23 protein-coding genes are annotated in these 23,227 nt (G+C 68.2%); 5 read left to right on the top strand and 18 right to left on the bottom strand.

The genetic code is table 11. The annotated features are described in order from the left end of the window. Positions 1 to 10: 10 nt before the first annotated feature. The 6 genes from alr to coaA form a co-directional block, all read right to left on the bottom strand. Positions 11 to 1,132 (bottom strand): alanine racemase, encoded by a 1,122-nt coding sequence (gene alr / locus Microterr_RS02310; protein ID WP_263796356.1) that lies wholly within the window; start codon positions 1,130 to 1,132, stop codon positions 11 to 13. Then, positions 1,129 to 1,515: a holo-ACP synthase gene (locus tag Microterr_RS02305; RefSeq protein ID WP_263796357.1), complete on the bottom strand. Its 387-nt coding sequence runs from the start codon at positions 1,513 to 1,515 to the stop codon at positions 1,129 to 1,131. The genes alr and Microterr_RS02305 overlap by 4 nt, the downstream gene beginning before the upstream one ends. 170 nt (positions 1,516 to 1,685) lie before the next feature. Then, complete coding sequence (locus Microterr_RS02300; protein ID WP_263796358.1) at positions 1,686 to 2,186, bottom strand: SRPBCC family protein; 501 nt, start codon at positions 2,184 to 2,186, stop codon at positions 1,686 to 1,688. Continuing rightward, entirely contained in the window at positions 2,183 to 2,539 is a 357-nt protein-coding gene (locus Microterr_RS02295; RefSeq protein WP_263796359.1) for an ArsR/SmtB family transcription factor, read from the bottom strand. The genes Microterr_RS02300 and Microterr_RS02295 overlap by 4 nt, the downstream gene beginning before the upstream one ends. 66 nt (positions 2,540 to 2,605) lie before the next feature. Then, the gene (gene glmS, locus Microterr_RS02290) at positions 2,606 to 4,459 is read right to left on the bottom strand and encodes a glutamine--fructose-6-phosphate transaminase (isomerizing) (protein ID WP_263796360.1); all 1,854 of its coding nucleotides are present in this window, start codon (positions 4,457 to 4,459) and stop codon (positions 2,606 to 2,608) included. A gap of 156 nt (positions 4,460 to 4,615) precedes the next feature. Then, positions 4,616 to 5,560: a type I pantothenate kinase gene (gene coaA / locus Microterr_RS02285; protein WP_263796361.1), complete on the bottom strand. Its 945-nt coding sequence runs from the start codon at positions 5,558 to 5,560 to the stop codon at positions 4,616 to 4,618. A gap of 84 nt (positions 5,561 to 5,644) precedes the next feature. Here coaA and Microterr_RS02280 point away from each other — a divergent pair, with 84 nt between their 5' ends. After that, positions 5,645 to 6,586 (top strand): Ppx/GppA phosphatase family protein, encoded by a 942-nt coding sequence (locus Microterr_RS02280; RefSeq protein WP_263796362.1) that lies wholly within the window; start codon positions 5,645 to 5,647, stop codon positions 6,584 to 6,586. A 4-nt stretch (positions 6,587 to 6,590) separates the two neighbouring features. Here the strand turns inward: Microterr_RS02280 and Microterr_RS02275 are convergent, their stop codons facing one another. The 7 genes from Microterr_RS02275 to Microterr_RS02245 form a co-directional block, all read right to left on the bottom strand. Then, complete coding sequence (locus Microterr_RS02275; RefSeq protein ID WP_263796363.1) at positions 6,591 to 7,691, bottom strand: fatty acid desaturase family protein; 1,101 nt, start codon at positions 7,689 to 7,691, stop codon at positions 6,591 to 6,593. A gap of 159 nt (positions 7,692 to 7,850) precedes the next feature. Further along, positions 7,851 to 9,209 carry a phosphoglucosamine mutase gene (gene glmM / locus Microterr_RS02270; protein ID WP_263796364.1) on the bottom strand — a complete coding sequence of 453 codons (1,359 nt, stop codon included), beginning with the start codon at positions 9,207 to 9,209 and terminating at the stop codon, positions 7,851 to 7,853. 8 nt (positions 9,210 to 9,217) lie between these two features. Continuing rightward, a complete protein-coding gene (rpsI, locus tag Microterr_RS02265; RefSeq protein ID WP_281974240.1) occupies positions 9,218 to 9,697 on the bottom strand; it encodes a 30S ribosomal protein S9 in 480 nt (159 codons plus the stop codon). Positions 9,698 to 9,724: 27 nt separating this feature from the next. Beyond that, entirely contained in the window at positions 9,725 to 10,171 is a 447-nt protein-coding gene (gene rplM / locus Microterr_RS02260) for a 50S ribosomal protein L13 (RefSeq protein WP_263796365.1), read from the bottom strand. A 236-nt stretch (positions 10,172 to 10,407) separates the two neighbouring features. Further along, positions 10,408 to 11,109, bottom strand: a complete 702-nt coding sequence (locus Microterr_RS02255; protein WP_263796366.1) for a CPBP family glutamic-type intramembrane protease — start codon at positions 11,107 to 11,109, stop codon at positions 10,408 to 10,410. A 16-nt stretch (positions 11,110 to 11,125) separates the two neighbouring features. Continuing rightward, positions 11,126 to 11,686, bottom strand: coding sequence for a hypothetical protein (locus Microterr_RS02250; protein ID WP_263796367.1), 561 nt, complete (start codon positions 11,684 to 11,686; stop codon positions 11,126 to 11,128). Positions 11,687 to 11,855: 169 nt separating this feature from the next. Further along, on the bottom strand, positions 11,856 to 12,536 hold the full coding sequence (locus Microterr_RS02245) for a CPBP family intramembrane glutamic endopeptidase (protein WP_263796368.1): 681 nt from the start codon (positions 12,534 to 12,536) through the stop codon (positions 11,856 to 11,858). Between the two features lie 239 nt (positions 12,537 to 12,775). Here Microterr_RS02245 and Microterr_RS02240 point away from each other — a divergent pair, with 239 nt between their 5' ends. The 4 genes from Microterr_RS02240 (at position 12,776) to Microterr_RS02225 (ending at position 17,729) form a co-directional block, all read left to right on the top strand. Beyond that, complete coding sequence (locus tag Microterr_RS02240; protein ID WP_263796369.1) at positions 12,776 to 13,387, top strand: arsenate reductase/protein-tyrosine-phosphatase family protein; 612 nt, start codon at positions 12,776 to 12,778, stop codon at positions 13,385 to 13,387. Positions 13,388 to 13,439: 52 nt separating this feature from the next. Continuing rightward, complete coding sequence (locus Microterr_RS02235; protein WP_263796370.1) at positions 13,440 to 14,933, top strand: tyrosine-protein kinase domain-containing protein; 1,494 nt, start codon at positions 13,440 to 13,442, stop codon at positions 14,931 to 14,933. Positions 14,934 to 14,938: 5 nt separating this feature from the next. Further along, a complete protein-coding gene (locus Microterr_RS02230) occupies positions 14,939 to 15,886 on the top strand; it encodes a hypothetical protein (protein ID WP_263796371.1) in 948 nt (315 codons plus the stop codon). Between the two features lie 310 nt (positions 15,887 to 16,196). Further along, positions 16,197 to 17,729, top strand: coding sequence for a sugar transferase (locus Microterr_RS02225; protein ID WP_404810206.1), 1,533 nt, complete (start codon positions 16,197 to 16,199; stop codon positions 17,727 to 17,729). Positions 17,730 to 17,901: 172 nt separating this feature from the next. On the opposite strand, the gene Microterr_RS02220 is transcribed toward Microterr_RS02225, so the two are convergent. The 5 genes from Microterr_RS02220 to Microterr_RS02200 all read right to left on the bottom strand — a co-directional run bounded on the left by Microterr_RS02220 (position 17,902) and on the right by Microterr_RS02200 (position 23,226). Next, positions 17,902 to 18,714: a glycosyltransferase family 2 protein gene (locus Microterr_RS02220; RefSeq protein ID WP_263796373.1), complete on the bottom strand. Its 813-nt coding sequence runs from the start codon at positions 18,712 to 18,714 to the stop codon at positions 17,902 to 17,904. Between the two features lie 16 nt (positions 18,715 to 18,730). After that, positions 18,731 to 20,197, bottom strand: a complete 1,467-nt coding sequence (locus tag Microterr_RS02215) for a polysaccharide biosynthesis protein (protein WP_263796374.1) — start codon at positions 20,195 to 20,197, stop codon at positions 18,731 to 18,733. Then, complete coding sequence (locus tag Microterr_RS15485) at positions 20,194 to 20,478, bottom strand: acyltransferase (RefSeq protein WP_318528811.1); 285 nt, start codon at positions 20,476 to 20,478, stop codon at positions 20,194 to 20,196. The genes Microterr_RS02215 and Microterr_RS15485 overlap by 4 nt, the downstream gene beginning before the upstream one ends. Positions 20,479 to 20,678: 200 nt before the next feature. Further along, positions 20,679 to 22,067, bottom strand: coding sequence for an O-antigen polysaccharide polymerase Wzy (locus Microterr_RS02205; RefSeq protein ID WP_263796375.1), 1,389 nt, complete (start codon positions 22,065 to 22,067; stop codon positions 20,679 to 20,681). Between the two features lie 106 nt (positions 22,068 to 22,173). Then, a complete protein-coding gene (locus Microterr_RS02200) occupies positions 22,174 to 23,226 on the bottom strand; it encodes a glycosyltransferase (protein ID WP_263796376.1) in 1,053 nt (350 codons plus the stop codon). Position 23,227 lies beyond the last annotated feature (1 nt).

The following is a 23,227-nucleotide window of genomic DNA, read 5'->3' as shown; positions in this document are numbered from 1 at the left end:
TCGAGCCCGCTCACGACGACACCTGCCGGCGCGGCACCCGTGGCCCGATCCGGGTCACGATCTCGTAGTTGATGGTGCCCGCGGCGTCGCCCCACTCCGCCGCGGAGGGCACGCCAAGCGTGGGGTCGCCGAACAGCGTCACCTCGTCGCCGACCCGCACTTCGGCGTCGCCGACATCCACGACGAACTGGTCCATCGCGATGCGCCCGGCGACGGTGAACCGCCGGCCGCCGATCGACACCGGTCCCCGCCCCGACGCCTGCCGCGGCACCCCGTCGGCGTAGCCGAGCGGCACGAGCGCGAGGGTGGTGTCGGCCGAGGTGCGGTGGTCGTAGCCGTACGAGACGCCCTGCCCCGCGGGCACCCGGCGCACCGCGGCGACGGGGGCGCGGAGCGTCATCGCCGGTCGCAGTCCGAGGTCGGCCGAGGTGCGGTCGTCGAACGGCGACAGCCCGTAGATGCCGATGCCGAGCCGCACGCAGTCCAGCCGCGACTCGGGCAGCGCGATGGCGGCGTGGGTCGCGGCGATGTGGCGCAGCTGCGGGGCCAGGCCGAGCGCGGCGGCGACGCCGAGTCCCTCCTGGAACCGTGCGAGCGCCGCACGGTCCTCGTCGGCCGAGGCGTTGGAGAGGTGGCTGAACAGCCCGATCACCCGCACCTTGCCGATGCGCTCGAGCCGCGCCGCCTCGGCGAGCACGACCCGCCAGTCGCCGGGGGCGATGCCGTTGCGGCCGAGTCCGGTCTCGAGCTTGAGGTGCACGCCGACCGGGCGATCCATGGATGCTGCGGCCCCCGCGGCCAGCAGCTGGTCGAAGTTCGAGATCCCGAGCTCGATGCCGTGGCCCGCGGCCTCGGTGAAGTCGGTGCCCGGCGCGTGCAGCCAGGCGAGGATCGGGGCGTCGATGCCGGCGCGGCGGAGCGCGAGGGCCTCCCCGATGTCGGCGACGCCCAGGCGGCTCGCCCCGCCCTCGAGGGCGGCCGCGGCAGCGCGGCCCGCGCCGTGCCCGTATCCGTCGGCCTTGACGACGGCGAGCACCTCGGTGCCGGTCAGCCGGCGCAGGTGTCGCACGTTGTCGGCGATGGCGCCGACGTCGATGGTGGCCTCGCGCAGCGCGCCGTGGAAGCCGCTCACGCGTCGGCCTCCGCGGGGGGCACGACCAGGGCCTCGGAGTCGGCGACGACGTACGCGGTCGCGAAACCGCCGTCGTGCGACATCGAGAGGTGCACCGTGGCGATGCCCTTGGCGGCGACGGCCTCGGCGGTCGACCCGGCCAGGGTGAACCAGGGCCGGCCGGACGGCTCCGACGTGATCTCGATCTCGGTCCAGTGCAGGCCGTCGGATCCGCCGAGCGCCTTGATGAGCGCCTCCTTGGCGGCGTAGCGCGCGGCCAGCGAGCGCGCCGGAAGGACCCGCTCGGCCGGCGCGAAGAGGCGCTCCACCAGTCGCGGCGTGCGCTCGAGGGTGCGCTCGAAGCGGGCGATGTCGACGAGGTCGACGCCGATTCCGACGATCACGGGGGCTCCCTGCCTGCTGCGGGCGCAGCATCCGACAGACTACCGGGCGCGGTCACGTCAGGTCCGGGACGCCGTCCATAACTCAGGCTGAATGGGCGGCTGAGCGTGTGAACAGCCCTCGCTACCCCGCACAGCCTGAATACTGAACCCGCGGCGCCGAAGACACTCGGCTACAGCGCGCCGAACCGCTCCTGGTACTCGGGCTTCAGCTCGGCGAACCGGCGCTGCCACGCATCCTCGCCGCCGAGGTCGGCGGCCGGATCCACCACATACCCGGCCAGCCGCTCCAGGTAGGTCTGCCAGCCTGCGCCGTAGAAGATCGACTGCACGCCGGCGTGCTCGAGCACCAGCCGCGTCCCGCCCTCGACCGGCTCGAGGCGCACGACGAGCTCGGTCGGCTCCTCGCCGGTGGCCTGCCAGGTCGTGGTGAACTCGTGCGGCGGGTCGCAGGCGGTCACGGTGCCGCGGCCCCACGGGCCGTCGTCGTCGCTCGCCACCTCCCACTGGCCGCCGAGGCGCAGGTCGCCGGAGTAGTCGGCCATCCACCGCGCGAGCCGCTCCGGCTGCGTCACCGCGGCCCACAGGTCGTCGATGTCGGTGGTGTAGACCTCCTCGTACACCAGCCGGTAGCGGCCGTCGCGCTTCTCGATGACGGGGCTGTCGATGCTCATGATGCCTCCACTGCGTCGGATGAGGGATGCGGTGCCGCACGCCGGCCGCGCGCGATCTCGGTGTGCAGCGCGTCGAGCCGCTGACGGAACGGTGCGCGCAGTCGCGCCAGCGCGGCGTCGGCCGCATCCAGCCCAGAGGAGTCGAGCGCGTAGATGCGCCGGGGACCGTCCGCGCGCACGGTCGCGAAGCCCTCGTCCCGCAGCACGCGCAGGTGCTGCGACACGGCGGGCTGCGAGATGCCGAACTCCTCGCCGATGACGGCGGCGAGCTCGCCGGCCGGCCGCTCGCCGTGAGCGAGCACTTCCAGGATGCGGCGCCTCACCGCATCCGCCACCACCTCGAGCGCGTGCACCCGGCCACTGTATAAGTGAAAACTTATACAGTCAAGGCCCCGGCTCGCGCCCGACCCGCCGAACCCCTACTCGACCGTGACCGACTTCGCGAGGTTGCGCGGCTGGTCGACGTCGAGCCCCTTCGCGGTCGACAGGCCCATCGCGAAGATGTGCAGCGGCACCACCGCGAGCAGCGGCTCGAACATCGGACCGGCGAGCGGGATCCGCAGCACCTCATCGGCGAAGGGCAGCACGGCGGCATCCCCCTCCTCCGCGACCACGATCACGCGCGCACCGCGTGCGCGGATCTCCTGGATGTTCGACACGACCTTCGCGTGCAGGAGCGCCGACTCGCGGGGCGAGGGCACGATCACGAACACGGGCTGACCTGGCTCGATCAGCGCGATGGGGCCGTGCTTCAGCTCGCCCGCCGCGAAGCCCTCCGCGTGGATGTAGGCGAGCTCCTTGAGCTTGAGCGCACCCTCGAGCGCGATCGGGTAGCCGACGTGGCGGCCGAGGAACAGCACGGAGCGGGTGTCGGCCATCCAGTGCGCGAACTGCTCGATGCGCGACTGCTCGGTCTCGAGGATGCGCGAGATCTTCGCCGGCACCGACTCGAGCTCACGCGCGAGCTCCTCCGCGGTCGCCGCCGACACCGTGCCGCGGACGCGCCCGACGTGCAGCGCGAGCAGGTACAGCGCCGTGATCTGCGCGACGAACGCCTTGGTCGACGCGACCGCGACCTCGGGGCCGGCGTGCGTGTAGACGATCGCATCCGACTCGCGCGGGATGGTGGCGCCCTGCGTGTTGCAGATCGACACCGTCTTCGCACCCTGCTCGCGGGCGTACTTGACGGCCATGAGCGTGTCCATCGTCTCGCCGGACTGCGAGATCGAGACAACCAGCGTCGACGCGCCGATCACCGGGTCGCGGTAGCGGAACTCGTGCGCCAGCTCGACGTCGACGGGCAGCCGCGTCCACTGCTCGAGCGCGTACTTGCCGACCATGCCGGCGTACGCCGCGGTGCCGCAGGCGATGACGATGACCCGGTCGATGCCGAGGAACAGCTCGTCGAGCCCGTCCAGCTCGGGGATCCGGATGACGCCGTCGTGGATGCGGCCGCGCAGCGTGTTGGCGACAGCCTCTGGCTCTTCCGAGACCTCCTTGGCCATGAACGAGGGCCAGCCGCCCTTGTCGGCGGCAGCGGCATCCCACAGCACTTCGAACGGCTCGACCTCGACGGCGTTGCCCTCGAAGTCGGTGACCGAGACGCCCGACGGCGTGATGGCGACGATCTGGTCCTGCCCGATCGCGAGGGCGCTGCGGGTGTGCTCGACGAATGCGGCGACGTCCGACCCGAGGAAGTTCTCGCCCTCGCCGAGCCCGATCACGAGCGGCGAGTTGCGGCGGGCGCCGACGACGAGGCCGGGGTGCTCCTCGTGCATCGCCAGGAGGGTGAAGGCCCCCTCGAGGCGGTCGGCGACGGCACGGAACGCGGCGACCAGGTCGGCGTCGTGCGTGCGGTACTCGCGGCCGAGCAGCACGGCGGCGACCTCGGTGTCGGTCTCGCTGCGGAAGGTGTAGCCCTCAGCCACGAGCTCGGCCTTGATGTCCGCGAAGTTCTCGATGATGCCGTTGTGGATGACGGCGAGCTTGTCGTCGTCGGCCAGGTGCGGGTGGGCGTTGACGTCGGTCGGGCCGCCGTGGGTGGCCCAGCGCGTGTGGCCGATGCCGGTGGTGCCGTCGCGCAGCGGATGGGCGACGAGGTCGTCGCGCAGGACGCTGAGCTTTCCGGCCCGCTTCCGCATGCCGAGGTCGCCGTCACCATCGATCACCGCGACGCCCGCCGAGTCGTACCCGCGGTACTCCAGACGTGCGAGTCCGGCGAGAAGAATGGCCTGGCTGTCGCGAGGGCCTACGTATCCGACGATTCCACACATGCCGTCAATGGTAGGCGCGGGGGTTTGAGAGATGCCCGAACAAACGTGGGAGCGGATGCTGCCCCTCACCGTTTACGGTCGCGACGCGCCGCTTCGGTCGGAGCCGCCACGGCGTGTCCCGTCCGTAATCGGGCCGGGGCCGAGACGCCAGCCACCTCAGAGCTTGCGCAGCAGCACCCTGTCGACGGCGTGGTCGGCGGCCTTGCGCAGCACGAGCGTCGCGCGGTGCTTGGTGGGCTGCACGTTCTCGATGAGGTTCGGCAGGTTGATGTCGTTCCAGAAGCCGAGGGCCATCTGCACGGCCTCCTCGTCGGTGATGTCGGCGAACACCCGGAAGAACGAGTTCGGGTTCGTGAACGCCCCCTGGCGCAGCGCCAGGAACCGGTCCACGAACCACTGGGCGATGTGCTCCGGGTCGGCGTCGACGTAGATGGAGAAGTCGATCAGGTCGCTGACGGCCACGTCGTGCGGCACCGGCGGCGGGTGCAGCACGTTGAGGCCCTCGACGATCACGACATCCGGCCGCCGGACCGTGATCTGCGCGTCGGGCACGATGTCGTACCGCATGTGCGAGTAGTAGGGAGCGCGCACCTCGGGGGCCCCGCTCTTCACGTCGGAGAGGAACTGTACGAGCGCCCGCCGGTCGTACGACTCCGGGAAGCCCTTGCGCTCCATGAGCCCCCGGCGCTCGAGCTCGGCGTTCGGGTAGAGGAACCCGTCGGTGGTCACCAGCTCCACCCGGGGCGTGCCGGGCCAGCGCGACACGAGCTCGCGCAGCAGGCGGGCGATCGTCGACTTGCCGACCGCCACCGACCCGGCCACCGCGATCACGAAGGGCGTGGTCGTGTCCGGCTCCCCGAGGAACTCGGCCGTCTCGGCACCGAGTCGCTTGGTCGCGGTGGCGTAGCGGCTGAGGAGCTGGCTCAGCGGCAGGTACACATCGCGCACCTCGGCGATGTCGAGCCGGTCGCCGAGTCCGCGCAGCTGCACAATCTCGGTCTCGGTCAGCGGCTGGGCAGACCCCGCAGCCAGCCGCGCCCAGTCGTCACGGTCGATCCGGCGATACAGCTCGGCATCGAGCGGGGTCTCATCTGCGGACATCCCGCCCATCGTATCTGGGCAGTCGCGCTCGTCCCGCACGTCTTTCCCTGACGGATGCGGTCGCCGGCACGATAGCCTCGACCCGTGCGCCTGGGAGTCCTCGACATCGGGTCGAACACCGTCCACCTGCTTGTCGCCGACATGAGGCCGGGAGGTCGCCCGCTCGCGCAGTCCAGCCAGCGCAGCGTTCTGCGCCTGATGCGCTACCTCGAGCCGGACGGCTCGATCAGCGAGGAGGGCGTGCAGGCGCTCGAGCAGGCCGTGACGACGGCCCGCGAGGTCGTCGCCAAGGAGAACGTCGACGAGCTTCTGGCGACCGCGACCAGCGCAGTGCGCGAGGCGAAGAACGGCGCCGAGGTGATCGCGCGCATCGAAGCGGCCCTCGGGCAGAGCCTGCAGGTGCTCGGCGGCGAGACCGAGGCACGGTTCACGTTCCTCGCGGTGCGCCGCTGGTTCGGCTGGTCGGCCGGCCAGATCCTGTTGTTCGACATCGGCGGAGGGTCGCTCGAGATCGCGGCCGGTGCCGACGAGCTGCCGGAGGCCGCAGCATCCGTCCCGCTCGGCGCGGGCCGCTCGACGATCGAGTACCTGCCGGACGACCCGCCCGGCGAGGAAGCCGTGGGGCGACTCCGTGAGCACGCGCGCGAAGTGCTGGCCCCGGTCGCCGCGTCGTTCGGCGCGCTGGCCCGGCCCGACCATGTGGCCGGCTCCAGCAAGGCGATCCGCTCGCTCGCGAAGCTCGTCGGCTACAACGCCCCCGGCTGGTCCGGATCGGACCGGATGCTGCTGCCGCGCGCGGCGCTCGGCTCGTGGATTCCGCGGCTCGCCCGCCTGCCCGCCTCAGCGCGGCAGGAGCTGCCGGGGATCACCGCCGACCGGACCTTCCAGATCGTCGCCGCGGCCGTCGTGCTGCACACCGCGATGGAGACGCTGGAGGTCGAGGAGCTCGAGGTGAGCCCGTGGGCGCTGCGTGAAGGCGTCCTGCTGCGCTACAGCGAATCGCTCGCCTGGCAGGCGGACGCCTGAGGACTCAGACCCGGCGCAGCTGACCCGCGGCGGGGCAGTCGAACGGGTCGCGCGCGGCCAGGCCGACGCGGTTCAGGTACCTGATCACGATGCCGTACGACTGCACGAGCGTGGTCTCGGTGTAAGGAACGTTCAGGGTGCGGCAGTGCTCGCGCACGATCTCGCGGGCCTTGGCCAGGTGCGGTCGCGGCATGTTCGGGAACAGGTGGTGCTCGACCTGGTAGTTGAGCCCGCCCATGAGCCACGTGGCCCACCAGCCGCCGGAGATGTTGCGCGAGGTGCGCACCTGCTTGGTGAAGAAGTCGAGCTTGGCGTCGTGCGCGATGATCGGCATGCCCTTGTGGTTTGGGGCGAACGATGCACCCATGTAGACGCCGAAGACGGCCATCTGCACGCCGATGAATGCGAAGGCCATGCCCAGGGGCAGCAGCCAGAACACCGCGCCGAACAGCACGGTGAAGTGGAGGGCGATGAGTCCGAGCTCGAGCCAGCGGCCCTTGACCTTGCCGCGCGAGAACAGGTGCTTGAGACCGAGTGCGTGCAGGTTGAGGCCCTCGAGGGTGAGCAGGGGGAAGAACAGCCAGCCCTGACGCTCGGTGATCAGCCGCATCGGCCCCTTCACCTTCGCGGCGTCCTCTTCGAGGAAGCGGATCGTGTCGACCTCGATGTCGGGGTCCTTGCCGACCGCGTTCGGGTTCGCGTGGTGTCGGGAGTGCTTCGCGTTCCACCACGACAGGCTGATGCCCACCACGCCGGCGGCGAGGATGCGACCCAGCCGCTCGTTCGCGGGCCCGGTGGAGAGGATCTGCTTGTGGGCCGCCTCATGGGCGAGGAACGCCGCCTGCGTGAGGATCAGTCCGAGAGCGCCGGCCATCAGCAGCTGGTACCAGGTGTCGCCCAGCAGGATGAACCCGGTGACCGCGCCGCCGAACGCGAGTGCCAGCGCGATGCCGACGAAGACGTAGAACATCCGCGCGCGGTTCAGCAGCCCGGACTCCTTCACCACCTGCGACACCTCGGTGTACGCCTTGGTCATGTGCGGGAAGCTGTCGGTCCGCGCATACGTCTGGCGCACGGCGCCGAGGGTGGAAGTGGCTGTCGACATCCGAACACCAGGCCGTTCCATCACGCCCGTCAGGGCGGAGGTGAAGCCAAAGGCGGATGCCGATCGCTGTTGTCGTCAGCGTATGCCCTACCCCATGCCCGGCACGGAATGCACCGGGTTCTCCCTGACACCTCCCAGCCGATGCCGGGTTCCGGCGCGCTACAGCGCGAGGCGCTCCCGCACGACGGCGGCGAGTTCGTCGGCGACACGCTGCGCCTCCGCGGACGACACCGCCTCGACCATCACGCGCACGACCGGCTCGGTGCCCGAGGGGCGCAGCAGCACCCGACCGGAGTCGCCGAGGGCGGCCTCGGCCGCAGCCACGGCCGCGAGCACACCCTCATCGGTCGACGCGCGGTCGCGGTCGACATCGGGCACGTTCAGGAGCACCTGCGGATACACGGTCATGACCGACGCGAGCTCGGCCAGCGTCTTGCGCCGGCGGGCCATCTCTGCGGCCAGGTGCAGTCCGGTGAGCACGCCGTCGCCTGTGGTGGCGAAGCGTGACATGATGACGTGGCCCGACTGCTCACCGCCGAGCGAGTAGCCGCCCTCGTTCATCGCCTCGAGCACGTACCGGTCGCCGACGGCGGTCTGCAGCAGGCGGATGCCGGCAGCATCCATCGCCCTGTGCAGGCCGAGGTTGCTCATCACAGTCGCGACGAGCGTGTCGTCGACGAGCTCTCCGCGCGACTTCATCGCGATCGCGAGGATGGCCATGATCTGGTCGCCGTCGACGACGGTGCCGGACGCATCCACCGCGAGGCAGCGGTCGGCGTCGCCGTCGTGGGCGATGCCGAGGTCGGCCCCGACCGCCACGACCGTGGCCGCGAGCGTGTCGAGGTGCGTCGAGCCGACGCCGTCGTTGATGTTGAGTCCGTCCGGGTCGGCGCCGATGACGGTGACCTTGGCCCCGGCGTCCTTGAACGTCTCCGGCGAGACGCCGGATGCTGCGCCGTTCGCGCAGTCGAGCACCACATGCAGCCCGTCGAGACGGTGGGGCAGGGAGCCCAGCAGGTGCACGACGTACCGGTCTTCGGCATCCGCGAAACGGCGGATGCGTCCCACGTCGCCGCCGGTGGGCTGGAGCTTGGGCCGGTCGAGCGCCGCTTCGATGCGCTGCTCGACCACGTCGGGGAGCTTGACGCCGCCCCGGGCGAAGATCTTGATGCCGTTGTCGGGCGCCGGGTTGTGCGAGGCCGAGATCATCACGCCGAAGTCGGCGTCGACGTCGGCCACGAGGAACGCGGCTGCGGGCGTCGGGATGGTGCCGGCATCGAGCACGTCGACGCCGGAGGAGGCCAGGCCCGCCTCGACCGCGGCCGAGAGGAAGTGCCCCGAGATGCGGGGGTCGCGGGCGACGACGGCGGTGAGCCGCCTGCCTGCGGCGCGACGAGCCTCCGCAGTACGGCCCTGGCCCAGGACGACAGCAGTCGCCTGGGCCAGGGTGAGCGCGAGATCGGCGGTGAGTGAGCCATTTGCGAGGCCCCGCACACCGTCCGTTCCGAACAGCGCCATTGAAGCGTTTAGCGCTTCGAGTACTGAGGAGCCTTGCGGGCCTTCTTGAGACCGGCCTTCTTGCGCTCCTTGATGCGCGCGTCGCGCGAGAGGAAGCCGGCCTTCTTCAGGGTCGGACGGTTGTTCTCCTCGTCGATGCCGTTCAGCGAGCGGGCGATGCCCAGACGCAGTGCACCGGCCTGGCCCGAGGGGCCACCGCCCGAGATGCGCGCGATCACGTCGTACGCACCGGTCAGGTTGAGGATGGTGAAGGGGTCGGTCACGAGCTGCTGGTGCAGCTTGTTCGGGAAGTAGTCCTCGAACGTGCGGCCGTTGATGGTGATGACGCCGGTGCCGGGGACGAGGCGCACGCGGGCGATCGCCTCCTTGCGGCGGCCGACAGCTGCACCGGGAACCGAGAGCACGGGGCGCTCGGCGGCCACGGCGGTCTCAGCGGCCGGGGTCTCGGTGGAGTAGTTCTGGGGAGCGGTTTCTTCGATGTTCGCCACGAGTATGTCCTTAAGTCAGTCCGGCGCTTACTGGGCGACCTGGTCGAGGGTGTACGTCTTGGGCTGCTGCGCGGCGTGCGGGTGCTCGGCACCGGCGTACACCTTGAGCTTCGTCAGCTGCTGGCGGCCCAGGCTGTTCTTGGGGAGCATGCCGCGGACGGCCTTCTCGACGGCGCGAGCCGGGTTCTTGTCGAGGAACTCGGAGTAGGTGACCGACTTGAGGCCGCCCGGGTAACCCGAGTGGCGGTAGGCCTTCTTCTGCTCGAGCTTCTGGCCCGTCAGCGCGACCTTGCCGGCGTTGACGATGATGACGAAGTCACCGCTGTCGAGGTGGTTCGCGAAGGTGGCCTTGTGCTTGCCGCGGAGGAGTGCTGCCGCGTGCGAGGCGAGACGGCCCAGGACGACGTCGGTCGCGTCGATGATGAGCCACTCGCGCTGGGCTTCGCCAGCCTTGGGGGAGTAAGTGCGCGTCACAGTAGTGCTGCTTTCTTGATCGAACGGAGAGGTTCGTGAATCCCACTCCGGGGTGGTTGTCTTCGATCACGCCGTCTCCCGCCGCTCGTTGAGCGAGCGAAGCGAGACGAAACGGATCGAGCCAACACGCCAGTGGAGGGCTCACGTTCGCGGTGCCGGGTCAGCTGAGCCGGACACCAAAGATCAAGTCTACGTCATCGGGATGCTGCGGCCAAACCGCTCGGGACGGCATCCGCTCACCAGATGAGCAGCGCGATGCCGGCCGCGTTGAAGAGGACGTGCGCGACGATCGCTCCGCCGAGGCGTCCGGTGACGGCGGTGAGCACCCCGCAGCCGATGCCGACGGCCAGCGTCGCGGCGATCACGCCGAGGCCCGCTCCCCCGGCGAGCACGTGCAGGAGCACGAATGCACCGGTCGAGACCGCGATCGCGACGGCGGATGCTGCCACCCGCCCCGCCCGGCCCAGCCCGTCCGCGAGCGCCCGCTGCACGAGCCCGCGGAAGAACAGCTCCTCGACGACCGGAGAGACGACGACCGCCGCGACGGCGGCGATCACGACAGGGGCCGTCGGCGCAAACCCGCCGCCGAGCGACCCGCTCGTGGGCGCGATGAGCTCGACCAGCGCCCGCGCGATCAGTGCGACGGCGATGCCGAGCAGCAGGTCGCTTCCGCGCCAGGCGCGCAGACCGACGGCGCGCACCCAGTCGTGGACGCGCTCCGGTCCCCTGGGCTCGCCGCCGCCGGCGATGACCCCGGCTGCGATGACCGCGACCAGCAGCGGCACGGTCATGATGACGAGGTCGATGAGCACGGTCGCCAGGGGAGCGAGGCCCCACGACGCCATGACGCCCTCAAGGCCGCCGACCAGGAGGAGTACGCCCACGAGCGCCGACCCGGCGATTCCGAGGGCGACCCAGGGTCGTGAGTACGCGGTCACTCCCCGAGAGCAGACGTCAGCGGTGAGAGCGACGGCGGCGGGCGACAGCGGCGTAGACCGCGATCGCGCCGAGGCCGACCGCACCGACGCCGATCCAGAGCGCCTCGGTCGGCACGGTGCCACCGGTGCTGGGCAGCGCGGCCCCGGCGTCCGGGCCGGCATCTGCGGCCTGGGTCACGGTGATCGGGACTTCGAGCAGGACTTCGGTCTCGTCGCTCCAGGACACGCTGATCGGGTACACCCGCTCGGCGGGACCGGTGAACGTCACGGCCGCCGTCCGGCCCGCGATGGGTGCGGTGGCGCTCGAGCTGCCCTTTTCCGAAGCGAACACGAGCGACGAGAGGGTGTCGTCGCGCACGGCGGGGCCCTGCGTCGAGAACGTCACGGTGCGTCCGTCGAGTTCGTCGTCCACCCACACGCACGTGATGGTCGAGGTCTCGCCCACCGCGATCGTGGTCGGCACCGCCTCGCACACGGGCGGTGCGGCCGGATAGCCGGATGCGGCGGTCGCCGCACTCGCCCCGGTCAGCGTCAGCGCAGCCGCGACGGCGGCCGCGGCGAAGGCCTTCTTCAGCATGTCCATCCCCAAGTCCCCAAGAGTGCCGGGTCGGGGTGCATTTCGGGTGCGGCCCCTGCCGGCATCGCTCATCATATCGGCGCGGGAACCCGGCATCCGGGAACGTCCGCGAGGCGTCCGCAAAAGCGGCGCAAGACCTGCGCAAGCCGGCCGCAAGACGGCCGTCGGGCTATCCGGCGAACGTGCCGACCAGGCCCAGCAGGAGATACATCGAGTTGTAGACGACGTGGACGATGACAGCGGCCCAGATGCGCCCGGTGAGCAGCACGAGCGCCGCGCAGGTGAGGCCCACGGCGCCCAGCGAGACCACCGCGTCGATGCCGAGGGTTCCGCTGACGGTGTGCAGCACGACGAAGAGGGCGGTGGAGACCAGCGCCGCCGCGAGACCGGCGGTCATCTTGCCGAATCCGCGTCGCAGCACGGTGTACATCGCCACCAGGATCACCGCGCGGAAGAAGAACTCCTCGATCACCGGGGCGATCACGCCGGCGGGCAGGGCCTCGCGCCAGAACCACGAGCTCGGCAGTGCGCCGTCCATCGTGGCGAACGTGGGGAAGGGCGCTCCGCCGTCGGCCATCGTCGCGACCCATCCCTGGAACAGGCGCAGGAACACGCCGAGCGCGACGCCATAGAGAAGGTCGAGCGGCCGCAGGCGCAGGAGGCCGACCGGGCGCGACCGGCTGAACGCCATCACGATGGGGACCAGCATCCCGATCCAGAGGGCGAGCGTGCTCGCCAGAGACGACCAGGATGCTGCCGGCCACAGCCAGCGGATCGTGAACCCGGCGAGCACTCCGGCTCCGAGGCTGAACAGCGCCCAGGCGATCAGCAGCTCGCGCCACCCGCGCACCGTGCGTCCGCCGAGCCGCCAGTCCGTCCGCCCCGCCCCACGGACCGTTGAGCGAGCGAAGCGAGACGAAACGCCGCGAGCCTCCTTGTCAGCAGACCGCCCCGCACGCAGCCCTGCGCGAGACGAAACGTCCTGAGCCCCCGTACCGGAGGCATCGCTAGGCTGATCTGGCACGGCCCCACGTTACCCGGCCGTGCGCGCTCCGATCCCCGCCCTGATCCCCCGCCCCGAGGTGCGCTGTGCTCGAGATCCTGACCGTCTGCACCGGCAACATCTGCCGGTCGCCGCTGGCCGCGGTCATCCTGCGTGCGCGCCTGGCCGACCTCGGCGTCGACGTCCGGAGCGCGGGAACCCGGGGGCTCCCGTCGGCCCCGATGACTCCGGAGGCTGTCGATCTCGCGCTCGCCCGCGGCATCGATCCCGCCGAGACCGGAGCGCACCTCTCCCGGTACCTGACCGAGGCGCACCTCTCCACCCCCGACCTGATCCTCGCGATGACGCGCGAGCACCGCCGCGCCATCGCCGAGCTCGCGCCGTCGCGGCTGCGGTCGACCTTCACGATCCGCGAGTTCGCGCGGCTCTCGCGCGCGACCAGCGACGACGAGATCGTCGCCGCTGCCCGCCCGCACGACACCGACGAAGAACGGGTGCGCGCAGCATCCGCTCTCCTGGCGGGCAAGCGCGGCCTCGTCGAGCCGGCCGCCGACCCGGCGGACGACGACGTGATCGACCCGTACGGCCGTTCGTGGAAGACGTATCAGGTGTCGGCATCGCAGCTGGATCCGGCGCTCGATGAGGTCGTGCGCGTGGTGCGCCTGGCCGTGGCGGCCAACCCCGCTGTGGCAGACTGATCGCGACCCCGTCACGCCACGCCCCCGGGCGCCCGATGCACCGAGAGAGAGCATGGAGCTCAGCGATTACATCCGCATCCTGCGCAAGAACTGGGTGATCATCCTCGTGGTGACTCTCCTGGGTCTCGGAGCCTCTGCGGCGTACTCTCTCACCCGCACGCCGATCTACGAATCGTCGAGCACGGTGTTCGTCTCGACTCAGACGAGCGGCTCGGTCGCCGAGCTGCAGCAGGGCTCGAGCTTCACCCAGGCACGCATCAACACGTATGTCGGGCTGGTGACCACGCCCATCGTGATGAACCCGGTGATCGCCGAGCTCGGCCTCGGCACCACCGCGAGCGAGCTGGCCGAGTCGGTCACCGCGTCGGCCGCGCTCAACACGACGCTCATCACGATCACGGTGTCCGACCCCGACCCGGTGCTCGCGGCCGACATCGCGAACGCGCTGGCGGCGAGTCTCACCGACACCGTCGAGGCAATCGAGCCGACCAGCGACAACGGCATCAGCCCGGTCAAGCTGTCGCGGGTGAAGGACGCGCAGCCGGCGCTCGCGCCCTCCAGCCCCAACGTGCCGCTCAACCTCGCGCTCGGCGGTCTCATCGGCCTCGCGCTCGGCATCGGCATCGCGGTGCTGCGCACCGTGCTCGACACCCGCGTGCGCAACGGCCGCGACGTCGAGCAGGTCACCAAGGCGCCGCTCATCGGCGCGATCGCGTTCGACCCGAAGGCCAAAGAGCGCCCGCTCATCGTGCACGCCGATCCGCTCAGCCCGCGTGCCGAGTCGTTCCGCGCGCTGCGCACGAACCTGCAGTTCCTCGACATGGGCGGCCGGTCGAGCTTCGTGATCACGAGCTCGGTCCCGAGCGAGGGCAAGTCGACCACGACCATCAACCTGGCGATCGCGCTGGCCGACGCGGGCAAGCGCGTCGCCCTGCTCGACTGCGATCTGCGCAAGCCCAAGGTGGCCGAGTACCTCGGCATCGAGGGCGGCGCCGGTCTCACCGACGTGCTGATCGGCCGTGCGCGCGTGGGCGACGTGATGCTGCCGTGGGGCGGCCGCAGCCTGTACGTGCTGCCCGCGGGCAAGATCCCGCCGAACCCGAGCGAGCTGCTCGGCTCGAAGCAGATGCAGACGCTGCTCGACGTGCTCGAGCGCGACTTCGACATGGTGCTGTGCGACGCTCCCCCGCTTCTTCCCGTGACGGATGGCGCGATCCTCGCCCGTGCGACCAGTGGCGCCATCCTGGCGGTCTCGGCCGGCCGCACCACCCGTCACCAGCTGACCGGTGCGGTTGACGCACTCGCGACGGTGGGCGCGAAGCTCGCCGGCATCGCGCTCACGATGGTGCCCACCCGCGGCCCGGATTCGTACTACGGCGGCTACGGCTACGGCGGGTACGGCGGCTACGGGTACATCCAGAAGGAGACCGCGCAGAAGGCCGCGTCCGGCCGCAAGCGCAAGGCGCCGGTCGCGACGCCGCCCGTAGCGCCCACGCTCGAGCAACTGGGCTTCCGCACGAACCGCCCCACCTCCGGCGCCGAGTAACGCCGGTGGCACGCCTTTCGGGTGGGCCCTCGCGCGCCGGCCGCGTGATCGCGGTCATCGCGGTGATCGCTCTCGCCGCGCTCGTCGTCGTGCTCTGCGTCCTCGCCCTCCAGCGCACCGCGGTCGTTGAGCGAGCGCAGCGAGACGAAACGCCCGCACCCATCACGACCCCGGTGGGCGGTGACGAGACCCCGAGTCCCGCGCCCGTGAAGACGTCGCCGACCGCCACTCCGTCTGCTGACCCTTCGACCTCGCTCCCCGAGCCCGTCGCCGCGTCCGCCGAGCGCTACCTCTCCATCGGATCCGGAGGCATGTGGCGCGCCACCGCCGGCGAGTGCGAAGGTGACTCCCCGACCGTCGAGAAGTCGACCGACGGCGGTTCCACCTGGGTCGACGTCACACCCACATACAAGGGCATCCAGCAGGTGCGCGGCATCGAGACGTTCGCGCAGACAGAGGCCGAACTGCTCGCCGACATGGGCGACGACTGCGAGACGCAGCTCCTGCGCACCTTCACCCAGGGCCGCTTCTGGGACTCATACCCCGAGATCCTCGCGTACTGGACCTACCCGTCGTCGGCCGACGCCACCGTGATCGTCACGCCGGACGGCGAGGTCGACGCCCCGTGCGACGACCCGCGCTCCGTCCGCGCGTCGAACGGCGCAGTCGCCCTCGTCTGCGACGGCACCGCCTACGTTCTGAGCGACGGCGAATGGGATCCGCTGAAGGCCTCGGATGCAGTCGCGCTCGCGATCTCCGACGGGATCGTCGTCGCGCACACCGATGAGTCGTGCCCCGAGGGGCTCGCCGTCACGCGCTTCGCGGATGGCGGCGACCCTGCGTCCCTGGGCTGCGTCGAAGGAGCGGATGCTGCCCGCCCGACCGCGATCGCCGCCAGCGGCGACACGGTCCTGGTCTGGTCCGGCAAGAAGCTCCTCTCCCCCGCCGCCTGAGCCCCACCCGCTCCCTGAGCCTGTCGAAGGGTTGAGCGAGCCGAGCGAGACGAAACGCCGGCCGCTGCTCCCACCGCCGGTCGTTGAGCGAGCGAAGCGAGACGAAACGCCCACTGCGCGCGGGTTGGGGAGCGAGCGAAGCGAGACGAAACGCGCCCCCTCCAAAGCCCCTAAACTGTCCAAGGCGTCCCGTCCCCCTGCTGGCGTCACAGTCCCGACACATTCGACTGATACTGTCGCGCCTGGGGGGCAATCAAGACCCGTGGAGTAGATAAACGTGACGTCGAACCAAACACTCGACGCGGCGAACATGACGCACCAGAACCCAGTCCAAGAGCAGGCGACGCCCGTCCCGGGCGTCATCGTGACGCCCGGCGCGACCGGTTCGCCCCCCACCCCCGTGAAGCCTGACCGCTGGCGCGAGCGGTACGCCCGCCGGCTATGGGTCAGCGATCTGCTCGTGCTCGTCTGGGTGGTGTTCGGCGCTCAGATCGCGTGGTTCGGGCTCGGCAACGCCCAGGTCGTTATGCGCGAAGACACGCGCATCTCGGACGTCTCGTATTGGGCCTTCTCGATCGTCCTGATCCTGCTCTGGATGTGGGCGCTCGGTCTTATCGATTCCCGTGATTATCGGGTGATCGGTTCGGGAAACACCGAGTACGTTCGGGTCACGCGGGCAAGCTTCACACTCTTCGGCGCCATCGCGATCGTCGCGTTCCTCGCCCGAGTCGATGTCGCGCGCGGCTTCCTCGTCCTCAGCCTCCCCCTCGGCATTCTCGTGCTCGTCTTCGAGCGGTGGCTCTGGCGTCAGTGGCTCGTCGCCCAGCGGTCGTCTGGAGAGTATTCGGCGCGGGTCCTCCTGGTCGGCTCTCGCGAGTCGGTGAGCCAGATCGCTCGCGAACTGGAACGGAACCGCAGCACGGGGTACAAGGTGGTGGGTGCCTGTGTGCCCTCCGGGGCTGTCGCCGACGTGATCGAGGGCACCAGCGTCCCGATCATGGGCAACGTCAACGCCGTGGAGAGGGCGATCACGGCAACACGCGCCGACACCGTCGCTGTCACCAGCACGGACGACCTTCCCCCTTACAAGGTCAAGCAGATCTCGTGGGCACTCGAGGCCGGGCGCCAGCATCTCGTCCTGGCGCCCAGCATCCTCGACGTCGCCGGCCCCCGTATCCACACGCGGCCGGTCAACGGGCTGCCGCTTATTCATGTCGAGACGCCGAAGTTCAGTCGTGGTCAGCGAGTGGTCAAGCGGACTATGGATCTCACCCTCGCGGGCATCGGCGGAATCCTGATCAGCCCGTTCTTGCTGCTCCTTGCCTTCATCGTGAAGGTCTCGAGCCCAGGGCCGGTGCTCTACAAGCAGGTGCGGGTGGGTCGCAGCGGTCGCGAGTTCGAGATGCTCAAGTTCCGCTCGATGGTCGTGAACGCAGAGTCGATGCTCGACGATTTGCGCTCCCAACAGGATGCAGGCAACGAAGTCCTCTTCAAGATGACCAATGATCCGCGTGTGACGCCAGTGGGCCGGTTCATGCGCCGCTTCAGCCTCGACGAGCTGCCGCAGATCGCCAACGTGATCTCCGGCTCGATGTCCCTCGTCGGCCCTCGTCCACCCCTGCCTTCTGAAGTCGAGCACTACGCGGAGCACGTCCATCGGCGTTTCCTGGCGAAGCCGGGGATCACGGGGCTCTGGCAGGTGAGCGGCCGCTCAGCGCTGTCATGGGATGAGTCGGTTCGACTCGACCTTTCGTACGTCGAGAACTGGTCACTGGTCGCCGACTTCGTCATCCTGCTCCGCACTGCGCGAGCCGCATTGGCACCTCACGGCACGGCGCACTAGGTCGAGCTCTGTCACCCGGAGCGGATCCGAGCCGTGGAGCGAGTCAGATCCTGAACTTCTGCTGCAAAGCGGTCGAGCGTCCTTCCAAGAGCTTCCCTTGGCCGAGGTCTGTGGGTGCCTCGGAACACAAAGTCTCGACTCCGGCCCAGAGCGATCCCAACGGTCCGGTGCGCTACCTCAGGACGTACACGAGGCGGGCCAACAGCGCCTTCGCCATGTAGAACGGAAACAATACTCGAGTCCCGTGTCGCCAGACGAAATGCGCATACGGCCGGATTCCAAATATGGGGCCGAATGATTGCGCCCAGCGTTCTCGTCGCGGGCGGGCCGCGAGTCGCTCGGTCAGAGTTGGGCCCTTGGCGCAGACTCCAAGGGGATCGGAAAAGACTTCGACGCTGGCGCCGAGATCGCGTGCACGCAAACCAAGATCGAGGTCTCCGAGCGCATGCGTGTACACCGGGTCGAGGCCACCGAGCCGTTCCATCAGTTCCCCCGGGACCAGTACAAAGTTGCCGTTGACGGTGTCAACCTGAGTCGAAATGCCGGTGAGAGATGCCGTATCGAGACGTAATGGGCGCAGGCGAGTTGGCCGATTGAATCCGGAGTACGTAATGTGAGCGTGGTCCTCGGACGTGAATGCCCCCGCCAGAAGCGTCTCGCGATTGCGGCGGAAGTACTCGAAGAATGGTCGGATGTCGCCGCTCAACTGAATGTCGTCATTCATTAGAAGGTAGGCGTCGTAGGGGCCTGCTTTTCTTGCCTCGGCGAATGCGAGACACATTCCTCTATTCCAGTACAGCGAGCCGCTCCCAAGAATCACGTGCATCGCCGGGTAGGCGCGCGCCACTGCCGCTCCTGTACCGTCGGTCGAACCGTCGTCGACCAGAAAAACGTCGGCCACCACTTCCGGTACATCAGTGAGCGCCGAGTGGAGGCCATCCAGCCCCCGGAGCGTCGTCTGAACGCGGTTGAAGGTTGTGATCAATACTGCGACACGCAATTTATTCATCCTTTCGCCGGGCCTTCCATAGGGAGTGCGTAGCCGCTGCTACGAGGGCGAGAGCCGCGACACAACCCACAACAACGATCGGGCCCTCGGCTAGGCCGCCGCTCAGAGCCGCACGAATCGCCGTGTAGATCGCCGCACCCCCGGCAATCGGGGCGAGCCAAACGAGCCCAATTTCGACCGCGGAAAGTGGCACTGGAAGAAGCAGCCGACATGCGAAGCCGCCTATCGCAAATGCCAGCGCATATGCACCCACTACTGTTGGCGGACTGGTTATCATCACGCCTACCGCGCCTGCGCCGCCGTTGACGGCCGCCATCGAAGCTTGAATGGCGAGTAGGGGGGCAATTGCTCCACTGGTCAACTGGAACGTGTAGCCCGACAATCCAGCGATATTCAGCGATCCGCCGATCGCGAGAAGTATGAAGAACATCACGAAGTCTTCATCGAGGCCGCCGAGCCCAGCCAAGCTAATCGCAGGCGCCGCAAGAAATTGCGCCAGTGCGAGGATCAGGCTAGCGGGGGCGATTAGGTTGTGGCTCTTACGAAATGTTCGTTGCGCCGCCTCGTCGGCCTCGCCGGGCCGCCGAGCCCCGAGCGCGACGAGGGGCTGCATTGCAGCCTGCACCGTAACGCGAATCTGAGTGCTCACGCGCAGGGCAAGCTCAAAGGAGGCAATCGCCGGGAGGGGGGCCACGAGACTCAGCAGCACCTTGGTCAGCGGCTCGAAAGTCAGCCGAATTATCGCGACCAGGCTCAACTGTGCGTTCTCACGCCACAGGGCGCGTATATGGTCGCGAATACGGATCGTGTCGCGAAAACGCCGTCGAGCGCTTTCCCTGATCAGAACCGTCAACGCCCCCACAAGCTGGGCCCCAGCCATGAGGACATACACAAGTCCAATCGCTGCTGGGCCGATCGGCCACAGGAGCGGAACTCCGACGCACGTCGCGATGATGTTCGCGACGATTATCACGCGACTCTTGGCGTTCAAAAGGAATGCGCCCTCAACTACCGCTAAGAGCACCGAAGCAAAACTCGAAAGCACTGCAGCGACAACTGCTAACAGAATCAACGTGTGAAGTGACGAGACATTTAGGGCGCCCCCGTACATCTCGGTCATGAACAGACCGACGGGAACCGCGATGATCCCCGCAAGAATGGACGCCGGGAGCGAGGCGATGATTGATGCCGCCAGGCCGATACGAAGGATCGGCGCTCTGCCCGCCGTCCGATACCTTCTCGCGACCTCCCGGGTGATGTTGGCTGCCGCGCCTGAGTCGGCTATCCGAGCAATCAGCATCATGCCCTGAATCAGCGACCAGGCCCCGAGCCATTCGAATCCGACGACCTCACCGGCGATGCGAAAGACAGCAAAAAGTGATACTGCGGAAAGAAGGGAAGCGACTACGCTCAGCCCGACGTTGCGCCGGAAATACCCTCTGGTGGCTGTCGAGTTCATTGAAGCGCACGGATTGCCCGCGCAGGTACACCTGCCACCAGGGTGCCGGGGGGGACATCTTTGAGCACAACGGAGCCGGCGCCGATGACTGCGTTGTCTCCAACTGTGACCCCAGGGCCGATGACAACGTTGGATGCAATCCAAACGTTCCGACCAATCACCACGCGAGCGTTCGCCGCTGTTTCTCGATAAAGCGAGCCAGCCGCCAATGCGTCGATGTCGTGTGATTGCGAGGAAATGACGGAATGCGCCGCAATCAACGTATCGTCACCGATCTCCACGCCGCCCGCACCCCAGATGTGGACAAAGTCATTCAGAACACATCGAGCTCCGATCGAGACGTAGCGCGGAGCCCGGATTCTCACCGTGGACGCGAGGCGTGACCCCGTCCCGACTCCGTCCGTGCGCAGTCGCCAGTACGAGCGGCGAATCCCGTCCACGAGACGATCCATAAGGAGCAATGCCTTGCCTATCGCTGCCCTCATGAGTCACTCCTACCGGAAACGAGATCGAGTCGCCGTGCCCGACGAGGGATCGCAGCGACCGCTGCCACACCGAATGCCAAGAGAAGGCCATACTGCTGCACGATCGAGACGATGAACGTCCATGCCAGCGTGCCCTGTCTGAAGAAATGGAAAGCGATCACGACCGCCACCGCATAGAACATCGTGCGCGCGATGGACCACTCGGCGACATGCAGGGAGCGATCTACGCGGGCCGTCACCATTCCGAACACGAACATCACGGCGATCACTCCGAGCACCCCTCCCACGATGTAGGAAGTGCCGATCGCCGTCGACGCGTACCCGACCGTTGGGTCCTCGAAGGGCGTCGCGCCTAACGCTGCACTCACGCCGTATGAGACGTCATAGAAAACGGCTGGCTTGCCTGGCCAGATCGAACGCGGGATCGAGTAGAGAAACGGCACGAGATTCGTCGTAATGAACGCGGATGCCGATCCACCGAACAGGCTCGCAATGTTCGTCGCGTCGCGGATCGCAACTGAGATCATTTCGACTGTCGAAAACTCCAGCGAGTAGAAGTAGAAGGCCAGAGCAGATCCATCAGCATATTTAATCTGGTTCAGATCGATAGCCACCCCCGCGGCGGCGGCGGGAAGGAAGATCCTCGCGAAGAGGGTCGAAAGACCAGCGACAAGAATTAGTCCGAAGGCAAGCGGAAGTAGCCGGACAGTGATCGGGCGCACATAGTTGTGAACGGCAACGGCGACGCAGACCAGGGGCAGGATCAGCAGCAGTCGTTTGCCGATGGTGAAGTAACTCATCGCGAGGACTGCGACGAAGACGATCGTCCAGGGAAAGACTCTGCGTCTGTCGCGGAGGCCTTGCACCAGCCCCCAGGTCGCCGCGCCATCAGCGACTCCTGAGAGCGTTCGCAGTCCAATCTCGTCGGCACCGAACTCTTCAACGTTGGCTGCGACGCTGGCGAAGGACGACAACCGAATGAGGGCGTTCTCGACCCCACCCCCGCCCAACACGAGGGCGACCTTCATGGCCACGCCCACCAGGACCATCAGTACAAGCAAAACTTCGGAGGTGTGAGCAGTTAGTCGGCTCTCAGGAGTCTCGGTCAGTCGGTTGCGTCCTCGAGCAAGAACGTTGCCCACAATGAACGCCACCAACGCAATCAGCGAGACGCCGAGAGTCGCCGCGAGCAACTGCTCCGAGTAGTAACCGGTTGCCCACGTATAGTCGCCGGCGATGAGTATCAACGTCGCTGGAAACGGAATGTAGATGGCGAACGCGAGCAGGACCGTTGAATACGCCGAGAACAGTGGCCTGGTGCCCCGCGAGTCGGATGGCGCCCAACTGTACCCGAGGAGCAGGACCACGATGATGATGACCAGCAACAAGAGCGCCAACCGTCACCTGCTTCACATTTCCTGGGTGGTCGGCACACTGCGCGCCAAGCCAAATCCTACTAAGCGCTGAGACCGCGGACGAACGGACGAACTCTCAGGTGTCGAGCATTCGACAGACTCCCGTCGCGAAGTTCCGAACCATCTCGTCGAGGGTCGGAAACGCCCACCGGGCCGCCTTTGGATCGCTTCGCCCCCAGTCCCATGACATGGCTTGGGCAAACGCGTCAACGTCGTTCGCGAGTACATGCACAGACTCGCCGGGGGTTAAGTACTCGAACTCAGGTGCGTGATAGGGCCAGTCCACAGTGAGAATGGGTAGCCCCATGGCGAGCGCGTGGACCGCGACGAGGCCGATCCTTCCCGGCATGACGATTGCCGAAGCGGCCGCCGCCAGCTGGGCGAGCAGCCGGTCATCGGCGTACCCCACCATGATTACCTGACCACGCTCAATCGCCCTTCGAAGAAGAGATTCCTGGTCACCACGGCCAGCGACGAGGAGCACGACTGATCGGTCACGCGTCCAAAGGCGATCGAGCGACTGGGCGAGAAAATCGATCCGTTTGCTCTGGTCCAGGCCGCCGATATAGGCAAGGTAGCGGCGCCCCGGGACCACCCCGCCGAGTGCGAGCGCACCGCCCTCGCTCAGCCGCTGGATTTCGACCAGTAGACCGGAAGTGTCCACCGAGTTCATTACCGTGGTGACCCGACCCGCCTCAGCGCCCTGTTCGCGCGCGAACTCCGCGCCGCTCGGCGTATAAGCGAAGACCTGATCCGCTGTTCGGAGCATCATCCGCTCGAGGTGCATGTCAAGCGCGTTCGGTGGCGCGACATATGAAGCGACGTGACCCCAGACCCCAAGGCGTGCGCCGCCCAGGCGGCGCCGCAGCATAGCCATATAGGGGTGCAGCTGGGATCCAACGAGCCCAACAATTACGCCGTTCGAATCGAAGAAGTCTGCTGGGACCCGGGGAGCTGAAATGACGCGGCCAAACAGCGACAGCTCCCGCGAGTCGATGCGTCGTTCCCACGGGTTGGTTGAACTGGCATCCTTTCGGGCCGCCTGCGACGAAGGCGGCCCGCCAGCAAATACGCGCAACTCGATCTCGTCCCCCCGAAGCCGCTCGACGAGGCCGTCGAAGAACGGCACG

The organism is Microbacterium terricola (assembly GCF_027943945.1).
GTDB lineage: Bacteria > Actinomycetota > Actinomycetes > Actinomycetales > Microbacteriaceae > Microbacterium > Microbacterium terricola.
This window is presented reverse-complemented; position numbering and strand designations above follow the sequence as displayed.

Coding starts and splice junctions, on each gene's coding strand:
- Microterr_RS02235 (WP_263796370.1), top strand. CDS start 13,440: ATGGAGCTCAGCGATTACATCCGCATCCTGCGCAAGAACTGGGTGATC.
- Microterr_RS02225 (WP_404810206.1), top strand. CDS start 16,197: ATGACGCACCAGAACCCAGTCCAAGAGCAGGCGACGCCCGTCCCGGGC.
- glmS (WP_263796360.1), bottom strand. CDS start 4,459: ATGTGTGGAATCGTCGGATACGTAGGCCCTCGCGACAGCCAGGCCATT.
- Microterr_RS02300 (WP_263796358.1), bottom strand. CDS start 2,186: ATGAGCATCGACAGCCCCGTCATCGAGAAGCGCGACGGCCGCTACCGG.
- Microterr_RS02250 (WP_263796367.1), bottom strand. CDS start 11,686: ATGCTGAAGAAGGCCTTCGCCGCGGCCGCCGTCGCGGCTGCGCTGACG.
- Microterr_RS02215 (WP_263796374.1), bottom strand. CDS start 20,197: ATGAACTCGACAGCCACCAGAGGGTATTTCCGGCGCAACGTCGGGCTG.
- Microterr_RS02275 (WP_263796363.1), bottom strand. CDS start 7,691: ATGTCGACAGCCACTTCCACCCTCGGCGCCGTGCGCCAGACGTATGCG.
- glmM (WP_263796364.1), bottom strand. CDS start 9,209: ATGGCGCTGTTCGGAACGGACGGTGTGCGGGGCCTCGCAAATGGCTCA.
- coaA (WP_263796361.1), bottom strand. CDS start 5,560: ATGTCCGCAGATGAGACCCCGCTCGATGCCGAGCTGTATCGCCGGATC.